Origin of the sequence: Pseudomonas lalkuanensis (genome assembly GCF_008807375.1) — a bacterium.
Classification (GTDB): Bacteria; Pseudomonadota; Gammaproteobacteria; order Pseudomonadales; family Pseudomonadaceae; genus Metapseudomonas; species Metapseudomonas lalkuanensis.
Map to the genome: position 1 here is coordinate 3,951,755 of NZ_CP043311.1, position 16,285 is coordinate 3,968,039.

General features: G+C 65.5%; 15 protein-coding genes. 5 read left to right on the top strand and 10 right to left on the bottom strand.

Annotated elements, in window-relative coordinates:
• The first annotated feature begins 4 nt into the window (after positions 1-4).
• The 4 genes from FXN65_RS18465 (at position 5) to FXN65_RS18480 (ending at position 5,907) form a co-directional block, all read left to right on the top strand.
• The gene (locus FXN65_RS18465) at positions 5-799 is read left to right on the top strand and encodes an enoyl-CoA hydratase/isomerase family protein (RefSeq protein ID WP_151135095.1); all 795 of its coding nucleotides are present in this window, start codon (positions 5-7) and stop codon (positions 797-799) included.
• A 127-nt stretch (positions 800-926) separates the two neighbouring features.
• On the top strand, positions 927-2,912 hold the full coding sequence (gene atuF / locus FXN65_RS18470) for a geranyl-CoA carboxylase subunit apha (protein ID WP_151135098.1): 1,986 nt from the start codon (positions 927-929) through the stop codon (positions 2,910-2,912).
• Between the two features lie 128 nt (positions 2,913-3,040).
• Positions 3,041-3,865 carry an SDR family oxidoreductase gene (locus FXN65_RS18475; protein WP_151135100.1) on the top strand — a complete coding sequence of 275 codons (825 nt, stop codon included), beginning with the start codon at positions 3,041-3,043 and terminating at the stop codon, positions 3,863-3,865.
• A gap of 218 nt (positions 3,866-4,083) precedes the next feature.
• A complete protein-coding gene (locus FXN65_RS18480) occupies positions 4,084-5,907 on the top strand; it encodes a long-chain-acyl-CoA synthetase (RefSeq protein ID WP_151135102.1) in 1,824 nt (607 codons plus the stop codon).
• Positions 5,908-5,940: 33 nt separating this feature from the next.
• On the opposite strand, the gene FXN65_RS27975 is transcribed toward FXN65_RS18480, so the two are convergent.
• The 8 genes from FXN65_RS27975 to FXN65_RS18525 form a co-directional block, all read right to left on the bottom strand.
• A complete protein-coding gene (locus tag FXN65_RS27975; RefSeq protein WP_178119357.1) occupies positions 5,941-6,447 on the bottom strand; it encodes a hypothetical protein in 507 nt (168 codons plus the stop codon).
• 76 nt (positions 6,448-6,523) lie between these two features.
• Positions 6,524-7,192, bottom strand: a complete 669-nt coding sequence (locus FXN65_RS18495; RefSeq protein ID WP_151135106.1) for a hypothetical protein — start codon at positions 7,190-7,192, stop codon at positions 6,524-6,526.
• Positions 7,189-7,779, bottom strand: coding sequence for an RNA polymerase sigma factor (locus FXN65_RS18500; RefSeq protein ID WP_151135108.1), 591 nt, complete (start codon positions 7,777-7,779; stop codon positions 7,189-7,191). Before FXN65_RS18500 ends, FXN65_RS18495 begins: the two co-directional genes overlap by 4 nt.
• Before the next feature lies 1 nt (position 7,780).
• Positions 7,781-9,505 (bottom strand): vWA domain-containing protein, encoded by a 1,725-nt coding sequence (locus FXN65_RS18505; protein WP_151135109.1) that lies wholly within the window; start codon positions 9,503-9,505, stop codon positions 7,781-7,783.
• 127 nt (positions 9,506-9,632) lie between these two features.
• The gene (locus FXN65_RS18510; protein ID WP_151135111.1) at positions 9,633-11,066 is read right to left on the bottom strand and encodes an aminotransferase-like domain-containing protein; all 1,434 of its coding nucleotides are present in this window, start codon (positions 11,064-11,066) and stop codon (positions 9,633-9,635) included.
• Positions 11,067-11,220: 154 nt separating this feature from the next.
• Positions 11,221-12,033 carry an OmpA family protein gene (locus FXN65_RS18515; RefSeq protein ID WP_151135113.1) on the bottom strand — a complete coding sequence of 271 codons (813 nt, stop codon included), beginning with the start codon at positions 12,031-12,033 and terminating at the stop codon, positions 11,221-11,223.
• Positions 12,030-12,386 carry a DUF4398 domain-containing protein gene (locus tag FXN65_RS18520; protein WP_151135115.1) on the bottom strand — a complete coding sequence of 119 codons (357 nt, stop codon included), beginning with the start codon at positions 12,384-12,386 and terminating at the stop codon, positions 12,030-12,032. Before FXN65_RS18520 ends, FXN65_RS18515 begins: the two co-directional genes overlap by 4 nt.
• Before the next feature lie 14 nt (positions 12,387-12,400).
• Positions 12,401-13,216, bottom strand: a complete 816-nt coding sequence (locus tag FXN65_RS18525) for a substrate-binding periplasmic protein (RefSeq protein WP_151135117.1) — start codon at positions 13,214-13,216, stop codon at positions 12,401-12,403.
• Positions 13,217-13,331: 115 nt separating this feature from the next.
• Here FXN65_RS18525 and FXN65_RS18530 point away from each other — a divergent pair, with 115 nt between their 5' ends.
• Positions 13,332-14,261, top strand: a complete 930-nt coding sequence (locus tag FXN65_RS18530) for an alpha/beta fold hydrolase (RefSeq protein ID WP_151135119.1) — start codon at positions 13,332-13,334, stop codon at positions 14,259-14,261.
• A 148-nt stretch (positions 14,262-14,409) separates the two neighbouring features.
• Here FXN65_RS18530 and FXN65_RS18535 read toward each other — a convergent pair whose 3' ends face one another.
• Complete coding sequence (locus tag FXN65_RS18535) at positions 14,410-15,339, bottom strand: electron transfer flavoprotein subunit alpha/FixB family protein (protein ID WP_151135121.1); 930 nt, start codon at positions 15,337-15,339, stop codon at positions 14,410-14,412.
• A gap of 1 nt (position 15,340) precedes the next feature.
• Positions 15,341-16,090, bottom strand: coding sequence for an electron transfer flavoprotein subunit beta/FixA family protein (locus FXN65_RS18540; RefSeq protein ID WP_151135123.1), 750 nt, complete (start codon positions 16,088-16,090; stop codon positions 15,341-15,343).
• Positions 16,091-16,285 lie beyond the last annotated feature (195 nt).

Sequence of the window (16,285 nt, forward strand, 5' to 3'; positions counted from 1 at the left end):
CGCGATGACCCTGCCGAACTGCGAAACCCTTCTGCTGGAGCAGGCCGGAGGCGTGCTTCACGTCACCCTGAACCGGCCGGACAGCCGCAATGCGATGAGCCTGGCGATGGTCGAGGAACTGCGTACGGTCCTGGCTGCCGTGCGCACCGTCCCCGACGTACGCGCCCTGGTGCTGCGCGGTGCCGGGGGGCACTTCTGCGCCGGTGGCGACATCAAGGACATGGCCAGCGCCCGGGCCACTGGCGGCGACGCCTACCGCAGCCTGAACCGTGCCTTCGGCAGCCTGCTGGAAGAAGCCCAGGCGCAGCCACAGGCACTGGTCGTGGTGCTGGAAGGCGCAGTGCTGGGCGGCGGCTTCGGCCTGGCCTGTGTCTCCGATATCGCCATTGCCCACGTCGGCGCGCAGTTCGGCCTGCCGGAAACCAGCCTCGGCGTGCTGCCGGCGCAGATCGCGCCTTTCGTGGTCAAGCGTATCGGCCTTACCCAGGCACGCCGCCTGGCGCTCACCGCCGCGCGCTTCGATGGCTTCGATGCCCTGCGCCTGGGCCTTGTGCATTTCGCCGAGGCCGATACGGCCGGTGTGGAGCAGCGCCTGGCCGAAAGCCTGGAGCAGGTCCGGCGCTGTGCCCCCGGCGCCAACGCCCGGACCAAGGCCCTGCTGCTGGCCACCGAAGACGAGCCACTGGCCGCCCTGCTGGACAACGCCGCCGAACAGTTCGCCGCGGCCGTCACCGGCCCCGAAGGTACCGAGGGCACCCTGGCCTTCGTGCAGAAGCGCAAGCCCACCTGGGCGCAGTGAGCCTTTACTCCCTCTCCTTCCGGGAAAGGGTTGAGGTGAGGAGAATCCCGCCGCGCGCAGGTGTTTCCCTCACCCTGGCCCCTCCCCCAAAGGGGAGAGGGGACTAGCATCCGAGGAGCCAGAGAACATGCCCAGCTTCAACAAGATCCTGATTGCCAACCGTGGCGAGATCGCCTGCCGGGTAATGCGCACCGCCCAGGCGCTCGGCTACCGCACCGTCGCCGTCTACAGCGAAGCCGACACCGACGCTCGCCATGTGCAACTGGCGGACGAGGCGGTGTGCATCGGCCCCGCGCCGGTGGGGCAATCCTACCTGTCGGTCGCGGCCATCCTCGAAGCGGCCCGCAAGACCGGTGCCGACGCCGTTCACCCCGGCTATGGCTTCCTCTCCGAGAACGCCGAATTCGCCCGTGCCTGCGAGGCGGCCGGCATCGTCTTCATCGGCCCCACGGTGGATGCCATCCACCTGATGGGCAGCAAGCGCCTGTCCAAGCTGGCCATGCTCGAAGCCGGCGTGCCGTGCATTCCCGGCTACGAAGGCGCCGAGCAGGACGACGCCACGCTGGCCCGCGAAGCCGGACGCATCGGCTACCCGCTGATGATCAAGGCCAGTGCCGGCGGCGGCGGACGCGGCATGCGCCTGGTGAACGGCGCGGACGAGCTGACGACGCAACTGCGCACCGCCCGCTCGGAAGCCCTGAATGCCTTCGGCAGCGCCGAGCTGATCCTGGAAAAAGCCGTGATCCAGCCGCGCCACGTGGAAATCCAGGTGTTCGGCGACCGGCAGGGCAACCTCGTCTACCTGGGCGAGCGGGACTGCTCGGTACAGCGCCGCCACCAGAAAGTGATCGAAGAAGCCCCCTGCCCGGTCATGACGCCGGAATTGCGCCAGGCCATGGGCGACGCCGCAGTGAAGGCCGCGCGCACGGTGAACTATGTGGGCGCCGGCACGGTGGAATTCCTGCTGGATGCCAGCGGCGCCTTTTACTTCCTGGAAATGAACACTCGCCTGCAGGTCGAGCACCCGGTGACCGAGCTGATCACCGGCCAGGACCTGGTCGCCTGGCAGATTCGCGTGGCCGAGGGCCAGACGCTGCCATTGAAACAGGACGAGATCCGCCTCGACGGCCATGCCATGGAAGTGCGCCTCTATGCCGAAGACCCGGCCGCCGGCTTCCTCCCCCAGACCGGCGACGTGTTGCGCTGGGAGCCGGCCGAGCTGGAAGGCATCCGCATCGATCACGGCCTGGTGGAAGGCCAGGCCGTGACGCCCTTCTACGACCCCATGCTGGCGAAGGTGATCGCCTGGGGCGCTACCCGCGAGGAAGCCCGGCGCAAGCTGGCTCGCGCGGTTGAGGATTGCGTGCTGCTCGGTGTGAGAGGCAACCAGCGCTTTCTTGCCAACCTGCTGCGTCACCCGCAGTTCGCCGCCGGGGAAGCCACCACCGCCTTCATCGGCGAAACCTTCGGCGCCGACCCGAGCCTGGCACCGCAGCCGGCATCCCCCGCCGAGCTGGCGATGGCCGCCACCCTGCTTTACCAGGCCTCTGCCGCCGCCAGCGCCCACCAGGGCGGTCTCGCTGGCTGGCGCAGCGCCGGCAGCGCCCCCTGGCGCCTGACCTTGCGCCAGGGCGAGCAGAAGCACAGCGTGGAACTGGCGGTGCAGGACGCCGGCCAGCAGCCGCGCCTGCTGACCAGGGTGAATGACGCCGAGATCGCCATCCGGCTGCTGTCTGCCGACGGCCGCTGGGCGGTGCTGGAACTGGACGGCGTCCGCCGCCGCGTCGCCTACCACCAACGGGCCACGCAGCTCTGGCTGTTCGGCCAGAACGGCAACCTGGAATTGCAGGACGTCACCCACGAGCCCGCCGGCGGACAGGCCGGCGCCGCGTCCGGCACAGTTAAGGCGCCCATGGATGGCGCGATAGTCGAGGTGTTGGTGAGCGAGGGTGATCGGGTCGGCAAGGGCCAACTGCTGGTGGTGCTGGAAGCCATGAAGATGGAGCACCCGCTGAAGGCCGGCGTGGACGGCGTGATCCGCCGCGTCCAGGTCAGCCGCGGCGACCAGGTGAAGAGCCGTCAGCTGCTGGTCGAGGTGGAGGAAGCCCTGTAACCGGATGCTTGCCACAGGAGCGAGCTTGGCTCGCCACAGACTGCGGCACGAATCGCTCTGTAGGGGCGAATCCATTCGCCAAGGGCCGCAACGCGGCCCCGGACAACAACAAGAACCAGGAGGTCCTGATGTCCCTTTCCGGCAAAACCCTGTTCATCACCGGCGCCAGCCGTGGCATCGGCCGCGAGATTGCCCTTCGCGCCGCCTCCGATGGCGCCAATATCGTCATCGCCGCCAAGAGCGCCGAGCCCCACCCGAAACTCGCCGGCACCATCTTCAGCGTGGCCGCGGAAGTGGAAGCCGCCGGCGGCAAGGCACTGCCCCTGCAACTGGACGTGCGTGACGAAAACGCCGTGCGCGACGCGATGGCCAAGGCCGCCGGACACTTCGGCGGCATCGATACCCTGGTCAACAATGCCGGCGCAATCAAACTGGCGGGCGTTGAACGCCTGGAACCCAAGCGCTTCGACCTGATGTACCAGATCAACACCCGCGCAGTGATGGTCTGCAGCCAGGCCGCATTACCGTATTTGAAGCAAAGCGCCAGCGCCCACATCATCAACCTCTCGCCGCCCCTCAACCTCGCGCCCAAATGGTTTGCCCAGCACGGTCCCTACACCGTCACCAAGTACGGCATGAGCATGCTCACCCTGGGTATGAGCGAGGAGTTCAAGCGCTACGGCATCAGCGTCAACTCGCTGTGGCCGAAGACCATGATCGCCACCGCCGCCATCGAGTTCGAGCTGGGCAGCCGCGACGCCTTCAAGCGCGCCCGCACCCCGGCCATCATGGCCGACGCCGCCTACGCCATCCTCATGAGCCAGGGCCGCAGCATCACCGGCCGCCTGCTGATCGACGAAGAAATCCTGCGCGAACAGGGCCAGACCGAATTCGAGCAGTACCGCTACGACCCGCAGGGCGGCTCGCTGGTGCCGGATCTGTTCCTGGACTGACACCTCACACTACCCTCCGCCTGTGGGAGCGAATTCATTTGCGAAAGGGCAGACCTGCGGTCTGCATCGCGAATGAATTCGCTCCTGCAAGAACTCTCCACCTTCGCTGATTTGCCCATCTGCCTTCATCCCGCCGCGCCAGGGTCATGGCAGGGCCCGATCGACCGCTCTAGAGTCAGGAATACAACTGCGTACAACAACGACAACACGCGAGAACCATGAGCCAAGTCGATCTGATCTCCCCGCTGAGCTTCATCGCCCGCCTGCCGGCCAACCTGCCACGCGTGCCGCGCATGCTGCTGGGCCTCTACTACACCGGCATCCGCAACCGCGAAAAGGCATTGTCCCTGGGCTGGGCACTGGAGCGCGCCGCGCGGTTGTACCCGACGCGCCCGGCCGTGATTGATGAACAACGCCGGATCAGCTATGCCGACTTCAACGCCTGGAGCAATCGCCTGGCCCACGCACTGAAAGCAGAAGGCGTGGCGCACGGCAGCGTCGTGGCGGTCATGCTGGAGAACCGTATCGAAGTGCTGGCGGTTCTTGGCGCCCTGGCCAAGCTGGGCGCCATCGCCGCCCTGGTGAACACCACCCAGCGCGGCAAGGTGCTGAGTCACAGCCTCAACCTGGTCAAGGCCAGGCACTTTGTGGTGGGTGAGGAACTGCGCGGCGCTTTCGACGAAGTCCGCGCTGAACTGGAGGACGCCCGCCGCTGCTACTGGGTGGCCGATGGTGACTGCCTGACCGCCCCCGGCGACGCCCCGCCCGGCTGGCAGAACCTGATGCGCCTGGCCCAGGATCAGTCCGGCGACAACCCGGTGGAAACTGGCCGGGTGCGCCTCAAGGACGCCTGCTTCTACATCTACACCTCGGGCACCACCGGCCTGCCCAAGGCGTCCATCCTCAGTCATGGCAAGTGGATCAAGGCCTTCGGCGGCTTCGGCCACTCCGGCCTGGGCCTCGGCGAGAACGACGTCTTCTATCTGACCCTGCCCTGCTACCACAACAATGCGGTCACCGTGAGCTGGGCCTCGGTGCTGGCCGGCGGCGCCGCCATCGCCCTGCGCCGCAAGTTCTCCGCCAGCAACTTCTGGAAAGACGTGGCCCGTTACCAGGCCACTTGCTTCGGCTACATCGGTGAGCTCTGCCGCTATCTTCTGAACCAACCACCCTGCCCCGAGGAACAGGGCAACAGCCTGACCTGCATGATCGGCAACGGTCTGCGCCCGTCGATCTGGGCCGAGTTCAAGGCGCGCTTCGGCATCGAACGGGTGATGGAGTTCTACGCCTCCAGCGAAGGCAACATCGGCTTCACCAACGTGTTCAACTTCGACAATACGGTGGGCTTCTCACCGGCCACTTTCGCCATCGTCCGCTATGACCTGGAAAACGACCGCCCGCTGCGGGATCACCGTGGCCTGATGGAAGAAGTCGGCAAGGGCGAAACGGGCCTGCTGATCAGTGAAATCAGCGACAAGTGGCCCTTCGACGGCTACACCGACCCGGCCAAAAGTGAGGCGGTGATCCTGCGGGACGTATTCAAGAAGGGGGATGCCTGGTTCAACACCGGTGACCTGATGCGCGGAATCGGTTGCAAGCACGCACAGTTCGTCGATCGCCTCGGCGACACCTTCCGCTGGAAAGGCGAGAACGTCTCCACCACGGAAGTCGAGAACGCCCTCGGCGCCTTTCCCGGCGTGGAGGATGCGGTGGTCTACGGTGTCGAGATTCCCGGCACCAACGGTCGTTGCGGCATGGCGGCCCTGCGCCTGGGCAGTGGCACGCAACTGGATGGCCAGGCCCTGGCCGTTCACCTGGATCGCGAACTGCCAGCCTACGCCTCACCGCTGTTCGTGCGCCTGCTGGCGGAAGTGGAGACCACGGGCACCTTCAAGTACAAGAAGACCGACCTGAAGAAGCAGGCCTACGACCCGGCTGCGGTGAACGAGCCCCTCTTCGCCCGCCTGCCCGGCGAACCCCATTTCCGTCCGCTGGACGGGACGCTGTACCAGGCGATCCAGCGCGGAGACTATCGCTTCTGAGTCTTGAACCCCGCCTTGTGGTGTGAGCACGTCCTAGCGCTTGAATTCGAACTGCAACTCGGCGCCCTCGACCGAACGCCAGTAGTCGTCTTCCCGCTCGTTGTGGATCAGCTTGCCGTTGAGCTGGAAGGGGCTTTCCGGGGCGGGTTTCTCCACGAACATCTGCGGCAATAGCGGCTGGTCAGCCAGGTCGGCCGCCGCCTCGGTCGGCTGCAACTGCTCCACCAGATCCTTCGGCAGAGTGAGGTCGAGCTTGGCTGCAGGCAGCCGGGCCGCAACAGTCGGCTCTGCCGCCGGTTCGACCGGCTTGGCCGGGGCGGGAGGCGTTGGCGCAGGTTTCGGTGTCGGCGCGGGCGGCGGTGGAGTCGGCCTGGACTCGGGCGCGGGCGGCGGTTCCACGGGCGCGGCCGGCTCCGGCGCCGGGCTGGAGGTCAGCGGCGGCGGCGCCGGAGGCGCTTTGGGCTGGGACGGCGCTTCCTTGTCGCAGGCCGCCAGCAGGGTCAGTGCCAGAGCGGCACAAAGCAGATGAATTGAACGCATGAAAGCACTTGCCAAGGCGAAGATGGCGCAATGCTCCACCTTGGCCAGCATCGTGGCAAGTCCGCCGTGATCGCCCTCAGCGCTCACCTTCCAGCTCACGCAGTTCCGCCGCGATATCTCGCTGTGGATAGCGCGCCTGCAGTTCGTCCAGCAGCTTGTGCGCTTCGTCGCGCTTGCCCGCCTTCTCCAGCTCCAGCACGCGCCGCAGGTCGGTATCGATCCCGGCAGACGCCGCCTTGGCCTTGGCCATCTCCTCCTTGGGCACGGCCTCTTCCAGGCGCATGGACTCGGCCTGACGTGCCTCATCACTGACGCTGTCGGCCATGGCCGAGGCCTTCTTCTCGACCTGGGCCGGGGGGCTGGCGAGCGTGGCCGGCGCGGCTCTGGACATGGGCGCAGCCGCCGGGGCCGGCGCGGAATACGGCGCGGGGCTGGCAGCTGGCGCGTCGAAGCGCTGCCTGGCCTCTTCCTGGGTGCGCAGTGTCAGGCTCAGGCCAATACCCAGGGTAGCGAAGCCGGCCACAGCAACCGCCCAACGCTGCCGGCCACCGGCGCCAAGCAGCCAGGCGTGCAGGCGCTCGCCGAGCGACGGGCGACGTTCAGGCCGGTTCCGGGCGGCCTGGGCAGCAGCCGCGGCGAGGATACGCTGGTCCAGCGACGCCGACGGTTCATCGTGGCTGTGGCGGCGATAGTGCTCGAGCAGTTCACGTTCCATGGCGTCCGGCTTGTGCGGTTCTCGGTTCATGCGGATACCTCCTCGGCCGCGGCCGGGTCGGCCAGCAGCCGACGCAACTTCTGCAACGCATAACGCAGGCGGCTTTTCACCGTCTCCGCGGGGGTGCGGGTAAGTTCGGCGATCTCGGTCAGTTCCAGGTCGCCATGGGCGCGCAGGAGGAACACTTCGCGCTGCTCGCCCGGCAGTTCGTCCAGGGCCGCGCGCAGGCGCTGCTGATCCTGGCTGAGGGATAACTCCCGCTCGGGGTCCTGGCTCTCACCCGCCAGCGCCTCGCCGTGCAGCGCCTCATCGAAGGCTTCTTCACGACCCTGGAGGCGGCCGTGCTTGCGCCAATGGTCGATCAGGCGATTGCGGGCGATCTGGTAGAGCCAGGTCTTGAAACTGGCCTGCCCAAGTGGCGACGACTCGCTGCGGATCAGGTTCAGCCAGGTTTCCTGGAAGATTTCCTCGGCCAGCGTGCCGTCGCCACACAGGCCGCAGAGAAAACGGTAGAGGCCGAGGCGATGGCGCGCGTAGAGCACGCCAAAGGCCTCGGCATCGCCATTTCGGTAACGCCGCAGCAAGGCGGCGTCGTCATCCGTGAGAATCGCGTTCACGTCATTCCTTCCGCGCGTGGGATGGGGCAGGAGTTTGCAAGCTTTGCGCGAGTTCCACCAGTTGCACGAACTCGCCGCGCAGGCCGAAGCGATCGTCGCCACGGGCCCCACGGGCCAGCGCGGCGCTGTCTTCCAGACCGAAGTCTCCGGTGTACTGGCCACCCTTGAGTTGCTGGGCGAAGGCTGCAACCGCGGCGGCGAAACGCAGGTCCTCGCCGGCCTGGTCCAGCGGGATCGCCTTGCCGGCTGCGATGGGGCGTTCCAGCAAGCGGCTCTGCTCCGAGCCCGGGGCCTTGTAGCGCACCCGCAGCCAGGCCAGCTCGCCAGCCTTGCCCTCGGCCCTCGCGACGCTCTGGTAGCGCAGCGGCTCCAGCCAGCCCTTGGCACCAGCGGGCACGATCTCATAGAGCGCGGTAATGGTATGCCCGGCCCCGATCTCGCCGGCATCCACCTTGTCATTGCTGAAGTCTTCCCGCTTGAGGGCACGATTCTCATAGCCCAGCAGGCGGTACTCACTCACTTCGGCGGGGTTGAACTCCAGTTGCAGCTTCACATCCCGCGCCACCACCGACAGCGTGGAACCGAGCTGATCCACAAGCACCTTGCGCGCCTCGCGCAGGTTGTCGATGTAGGCGTAATTGCCATCGCCGGCGTCGGCCAATTGCTCCATCAACCGCTCGTTGTAGTTGTCCACGCCGAACCCCAGGGTGGTCAGGGAGACTCCGCCCTTGCGCTTCTGCGCGGCCAGTTGCTTGAGGCTGTCGAAATCGCTGATACCGACATTGAAGTCACCGTCGGTGGCCAGGAGGATTCGGTTGATGCCATTCGGGATCAGGCCCTTCTGGGCTTCGGCATAGGCCAGCTGGATGCCAGACTCGCCCGCCGTGGAGCCACCAGCGCTCAGCTGTTCGATGGCGGAGCGGATTTTCGCCTTCTCGTTGCCGGGCGTGGAGCCCAGCACCACCCTCGCCTCCCCGGCATAGGTGATCAGGGAAACACGGTCCTGCGGACGCAATTGATCCAGCAGCAACTTGAGGGTGCCCTGCACCATGGGCAGGCCCTCGCGACGGTCCATGGAACCTGAGACGTCCACCAGGAACACCAGGTTGGCCGGGGCCAGATGCTCGGCGCTGCTGTCGGAGGCCTTGATCGCCACGCGCAACAGGCGGGTTTGCGGATTCCAGGGGGTCTGCGCCTGCTCGATACCGATACCGAAGGGCACGTCGCCTTCCGGCTGCGGATAGTGGTAAGGGAAGTAGTTGACCATCTCCTCCAGCCGCACGGCATCCGCTGGCGGCAGCTGGCCGCCGTTCAGGAAACGCCGCACATTGGCGTAGCTGCCAGTGTCGACATCGATGCTGAAGGTGGATATCGGATCGCTGGCAACCGCGTGGACCGGGTTGTCGGGAAGATGCTGGTACTGCTCGCGGGGCACGTCGCGATAGCCTGGTTGCAACGCATCCGCCATGGGGGCAGGCGCGATCATGGGCATCTGCCGCACCTCGGCGGCGTAATCGGCGCGCTTGGCCATGGCTGCCGGCGCACTGGCCTTGCTCTCCTCGCGCAGCTCCGGCTCCACCTGGATCGATGCGGGCGGCGGCGCCTCGGCCTTGCCGCTGGCGGGTGCAGACGCATCCTGCGCACTGCAGGCGGCCAGGGCCAGCAGCAGGCCGGCGGTGAAGCCGGCGGCCAGGGGTTGGTGCTGAAGGAAACTGTGGCTGGACATGGGACGCCTCCTGGGAACGAATGAGCCATTCGCACCAGTAGACGGAGGCGCCGCCCAGAACGGGTCAAGGCGGAGTGGATTCCTGAAGGGCTGCTTTGCAACCAGCCCTTGGCGAACGAATTCGCCCCTACAGGCCAGCCTCCTGGCAGAGCTGCTTGGCCAGCATGCCGAGGGTCATGATGGCCCGCTCGGCCTCACGATTCCACGGGATGCCGCAGTTCAGCCGCACGCAGTGGTTGAACTGCTCGGTGTTACTGAAGATCAGCCCCGGCGCGATGCTGATGCCCTGCTGCAGGGCGCGCACGTGCAGGTCCTTGGTGTTCACCTTGGCCGGCAGGCTGATCCAGAGGATGAAGCCGCCGTTGGGTCGGGTGATCTGGGTGCCTTCGGGGAAGTACTGCTGCACGCCCAATTGGAACGCGGTGAGGTTCTTCCGGTACTCCTGGCGGATGTAGCGCAGGTGCCGGTCGTAGCCACCGTTCTCCAGGTAGGCGGCGACCCCCATCTGGGTGACGCTGCATGCCGAGTGGGTGCTGAAAGTCTGCAGGCGCTGGATCTCCGCCTGGTACTTGCCGGCGATCATCCAGCCGATACGCACCCCAGGCGATAGGGTCTTGGAGAAGCTGGAACAGTAGATCACCCGGTCATCGAGGTCGTAGGCCTTGATCGCCTTCGACGGCCCCTGGTCGAACATCAGCTCGCCGTAGATATCGTCTTCGATGATCTGGATGTCGAAGTCAGAAGCCAGACGCAGCAGTTGCTTCTGGCGCTCCTCGGGGATGGTGCCCCCCAGGGGATTGCTCAGCCGCGCGGTCAGAACCAGCGCCTTGATCGGCCACTGGTTGGCGGCCAGTTGCAGGGCCTCCAGGCTGATACCGGTGGTGGGGTCGCTGGGAATCTCGATCACCTTCAGGCCGAGCAGGTCAGCCAGTTGCAGCAGGCCGTAATAGGTCGGCGACTCCGTGGCGATCAGGTCGCCGGGACGGGTCAGCACGCGCAGGCTCATCTGCAGGGCGTCCACGCAGCCATGGGTGATCACCACTTCGCTCGGATCCACCACTACACCGGCATCGCGCATGCGGATCGCCACCTGGCGCCGCAGCGGTTCGAAGCCAGGGCTGAACATGTAGCTGAAGGCACGCGGGCTGTGGAAACGGGTGACCTTGGCCAGTTGCTGATGCAGGGTACGCACCGGCAGGTAGTCGACGTGGGGCACTGCCGCGCCCAGGGGGAACACACCTTCACGACGGGATTCGGCCAGTACCTGCTGGATGATGCTGGCGCGGGTGACCAGGCCAGGGCGCTCGACGCGGGCGATATCCGGGGTGGATGCGGTCAGGGCCGGCGTCTGGTGAACGTAGAAGCCGGACTGCGGACGGGCGCGGATCAGGCCCTGGTCTTCCAGGCTGGCATAGGCCTGCAGCACGGTGGCGTGGCTGACATTGAGCTGGGAACTGAGCTTGCGCACCGAGGGTACGCGTTCGCCGGGCTGGTAGACGCCACGGCGGATGTCATCGGCCAGTTGCTGGGCGATGCGCTGGTAGAGCAACAGATTGGTCATGTAGGCGGCACCTGTATCACTGGACCGAAACACTATCCGAACACCTTGTAACTGCACCGGTACAGATCGGGAAATTGTGGGCGTTACAGTGGATTTGTCCAGGCACTAAAAAGCCCCGGCGCCGAACGGCGACCGGGGCCCTTCGTTTCAGGCGTCAGCGTGCCGGGCCGAGCTCGCCCTTTTCGTTGGAGAAGACAATCTCCACGCGGCGGTTCTGCGCCCTGCCCCGGTTGGAAGCGTTTTCCGCTACCGGGAAGGCTTCGCCGTAGCCCTGGACCTGGATGCGCTTGGCATCGATGCCGAGGTCGACCAGAGCATCGGCCACCGCTTGCGCGCGGTCGGTGGAAAGCCTGAGGTTGTCCGGCTTGGTGCCGCTGCTGTCGGTGTAGCCCTCGATGCGCACGACGCGTCGCGGGTTGAGCTGGAGGAACTGCACCAGCTTGAGCACGGTGCGGTTGGCCGAAGCCTTGAGATCGGCGTGACCGGTATCGAACAGCACATCACCCAGGGTCATCACCAGACCGCGATCGGTTTCGGTGGCGGCCAGGGCGATCATTTGTTCTTCCAGCCACTTGCCCTGCTGCTGAACGCTGAGCATCTTGGCTTCACGCAGTGCCAGTTGCAGGCGCTCGCGCTCCAGTTGCAGCTTGGCGGCGCGGGCCTGGTTCTGGCTCTGCTCGCTGTTCTGGCTGGCGATTTCGCTGTAGCGCTGGCTCAGGTAGGCGTAATGGACGACGTCGACATCGTTGCCCCAGTAGCTGGACAGTCGCTCGGCGCGGGCCAGGGACTCGCCGGCCCGGATGACGTCCTTGGGCGCGGCGCTGAGGACGTTCTGGTCCTCCTTGACCTTCTGGAACATCTGCCGGGCCTGCTCCAGGCTCTGTTCGGTCTGCTGCTGGTTGGCGCAACCGCCAAGCAGGCCGAGGCCGATCAGCAGGCCGGCGGTCAATGCATGATTGCGCTTCACTGCACATCTCCCAACTGCTTGCGCAGGCGATTGATCCGCGACGTCAGCTCGGCCAACTGGTCCTGGCTTTTCTTGGTCAGCACCTTGGCCTCGGCGAGCCGCGCGTCCAATTCGGCTTCCTCGGCGAGGATGCGGGCACGCTTGTAGTCCTGCTCGCCCATGTTCTTCTCGGCCAGGGCGAGCTTGTCCTGGGCAAGCTTCATTTCCTCGATCTGATCGGTGGCGCCAACGGCCGTGGCCTGCTCCACCGCCTTGTGGGTCAGGCGCATCTGTTCGATGGGCGCCGGGTCGTTGGCGCAGCCGGCCAGGGCCAGCAGAGCCAGGCCGGCTGCAAACAGGGGTGTCTTGCTCACTAGAGGATTCCTAATCATTCGGGCGTGGCGACCGGTTGCATCTGCAGTGCCTTCCAGCGTTCCAGGTTGCGCTGAAGCAGGGTTTCCGGCACTCCGGCGGCGACCAATTCTGTCATCTTTTTCGCCAACTGTCCGCGCAGCCAGGGATCGTTGCAGGCCGAGTTGTGGGACAGGGTCAGATACAGACCTTCGCTGGAAATCGGCGGTTCCAGGGCGACCAGATCGTCGGCCATGCCCAGGGTGTCGGCCAGCACCAGGCCCGGATAGCGCTCGTAGAGCACGTAGTCGGTGCGCTCCAGCAGAAGCTTCTGGTAGGCCTGGGTCAGGCTGGGGACTTCCTCGAGCTTGAGATTTTCCCTGGCAAACTGGTCAAAGGCCTGGCCGAAGCTGTTCTTCACCAGGGTGCCGCCAGTGTGGCTGCGCAGGTCGTCCCAGCCGCTGTAGGGGAATGCCCTGTCGCGCTTCACCCAGACGACGCTCTGGGTTTCGAGGAAGGCCGGATGGACGTAGTCCATGGTTTCCAGGCGCGGTAGCGTGAGGAAGGCCCCGGCGATCAGATCGACCCGGCCGGTGCGGACTTCATCCTGGGCGCGGGACCAGGGACCGGTGTAGAGGATTTCCACCTTCAGCCCGAGTTCCCTGGCGATCTGCTTGAGCAGGTCGGCATTGGCGCCTATCAGTTGCTTGGGGTTCTCCGGGTCGCGCCAGAGGTAGGGCGGGTACTCGGGATTGCCGGTGGCCACCAGGCGCTCGCACTTCCCGGCCGCCTGCCCGAGTCCAGGAAGCAGGCACAGCACGAGGAGAAGGAGCGAGCGGCGGAATCTTGGCATCTGAGGTTTCCCGGACTGGACATTCGATTGGCCGCAGCGTGGGCGGCATCGCCTGGAACGAGCTTCATGCTAGCGTACTGGCGGCTTCTAGAACTATTCGTGATAAGGACAGGCCATGAAGAAATTCATCATTGCAGTCGTCATGCTGCTGGCGGCTGCGGCGGCAACCCTCTACTTCTCGCCCGCTGCGCTGACGGCCAGCGTGCGCCTGGTGGAACGCCAACTCGCCGGCTTGTCGGAGCGACAGGTCGCGCTGGGCGATCTTAGCATCCATTACTACGAGGGCGGCCCGGCCAAGGGCGAAACCATCGTGATGATTCATGGATTCGGCGCCAACAAGGACAACTGGCTGCGATTCGCCCGCCACTTCACCCAGCGCTATCACGTCATCGCCCTGGACCTGCCCGGCTTCGGCGACAGCGACCGGCCCGCCGGCAGCTACGACGTCGGCACCCAGGCCGAGCGTCTGGAGTCCTTCATCAAGACCCTCGAGCTGGGCAAGGTGCACCTTGTAGGCAACTCCATGGGCGGCCATATCGCCGGTCTCTTCGCGGCCCGCTACCCGCAGCAGGTGCGCAGCCTGGCGCTGTTCGACAACGGCGGTATCAAGGCGCCGAACAAGAGCGAGCTGTTCCGCCTGATCGAAACCGGCCAGGCCAATCCGCTGGTGGTGCGCAACGCCGGTGACTTCCAGCGCATGCTGGATTTCGTCTTCGTCGAGCCGCCGCCCCTGCCTGAGTCGGTGAAGTCCTACCTGGCCGAGCAGTCCATGGCCAACGAGGCCCACTACGACGAAGTCTTCCGCCAGCTTCGCGAGCGCTACGTTCCGCTGGAGCCCGAACTGCCGCGAATCGAAGCCCCTACCCTGCTGCTCTGGGGAGATCGCGACCGGGTGCTGGATGTGTCCAGCATCGAGGTGATGAAGCCGCTGCTGAAGAAACCCAGTGTGGTGATCATGCGGAACTGCGGCCACGCGCCCATGATCGAGCGTCCCGAGGAAACCGCTCGCCACTACCAGGCCTTCCTCGACGCCAGCCGCGGCTGAATGTAACGATTCCGGCTTCCCCCCGGCGCCGCTGCGAGTTATCGGTACGCACGGTGCACCTGACCTGCTCGGATTCATCCAAGAACTCGGGCAATAAAAAACCCGCTCCGAGGAGCGGGTTTTCTGTACGGCAAGCCGGAAAGCGCTATTACAGCAGCTTTTCCAGTTCCGGTACGGCTTCGAACAGGTCAGCCACCAGGCCGTAGTCAGCCACCTGGAAGATCGGCGCCTCTTCGTCCTTGTTGATTGCGACGATCACCTTGGAGTCCTTCATACCGGCCAGGTGCTGGATGGCACCGGAGATGCCCACGGCGATGTACAGCTGCGGGGCGACGATTTTGCCGGTCTGGCCGACCTGCATGTCGTTCGGCACGAAGCCGGCGTCGACCGCGGCACGGGACGCGCCGACAGCCGCGCCCAGCTTGTCGGCCAGGGCGTACAGGTGCTTGAAGTTGTCGCCGTTCTGCATGCCACGGCCGCCGGAGACGACGATCTTGGCTGCGGTCAGTTCCGGACGGTCGGACTTGGCCAGCTCTTCGCCCACGAAGGCGGACTTGCCGGCGTCGGATACGGTGCCCACGGTTTCCACGGCAGCGGAACCGCCTTCAGCGGCAGCGGCGTCGAAACCGGTGGTGCGCACGGTGATCACCTTAACGGCAGCCGAGGACTGCACGGTGGCGATGGCGTTGCCGGCGTAGATCGGACGCTTGAAGGTGTCGGCGCTTTCCACGGCGATGATCTCGGAGATCTGGTCGACGTCCAGCAGCGCAGCAACGCGCGGCAGGAAGTTCTTGCCGTTGGTGGTGGCCGGGGCCAGCACGTGGCTGTAGCCCTTGCCCAGTTCGGCGATCAGCGGAGCGACGTTTTCCGGCAGTTGGTGAGCGTAGGCGGCGTTGTCGGCGAGCAGCACCTTGGACACGCCAGCGATCTTGGCAGCGGCTTCGGCGGCAGCGCCAGCGCCCTGACCGGCAACCAGAACGTGGATGTCACCACCGATCTTCTGAGCGGCGGTCACGGTGTTGAGGGTGGCGGCCGCCAGCGCGGCATTGGAGTGTTCAGCGATTACAAGGACGGCCATCTCAGATCACCTTCGCTTCGTTCTTCAGTTTCTCGACCAGCTCGGCCACGGACTTGACCTTGATACCGGCCTGGCGGGCAGCCGGCGCTTCGACTTTCAGGGTCTTGACGGTGGAAGCGGTGGATACACCCAGGGCGTCCGGGGTGACCACGTCCAACGGCTTCTTCTTGGCCTTCATGATGTTCGGCAGCGACGCGTAGCGCGGCTCGTTCAGGCGCAGATCGGTGGTGACGATCGCCGGCAGGTTCAGCGCAACGGTCTGCAGACCGCCGTCGATTTCACGGGTGACGTTGACCTTGTCGCCCGCCAGCTCGACCTTGGAGGCGAAGGTACCCTGGGCATAGCCGGTCAGGGCGCCCAGCATCTGGCCGGTCTGGTTGTTGTCGCTATCGATGGCTTGCTTGCCGAGGATGACCAGTTGCGGCTGCTCCTTGTCGACCACAGCCTTCAGCAGTTTGGCCACGGCCAGGGAGTTCAGCTCGTCGTTGGACTCGACCAGGATGGCGCGGTCGGCGCCCAGGGCCAGGGCAGTGCGCAGCTGCTCTTGAGCGGTGTTCGGGCCGATGGTGACGACGACGATTTCACTCGCTACGCCTTTTTCTTTCAGACGGACGGCTTCTTCTACGGCAATTTCGCAGAAGGGGTTCATCGACATCTTCACGTTGGCAAGGTCGACGCCGGAGTTGTCCGCCTTGACGCGGACCTTGACGTTGTAGTCGACCACTCGTTTGACAGCTACAAGAACCTTCATGGATTCCTCGTTACTCTCCGGTTAATAAGAATGTCGCCAAGACGAGCCTGGCCAGTGATGCAGGTCGGCCGGAACCGACTCTCAGCCCAGACAGCGAGCGCAAAACCGCCCGTATCTTGACCGGATCGCCTATTCCGGTCAATACAGCAAAATGCCCCGCCATAAGCCGCAGAGCCTTATCCTATCAGGGCTTCA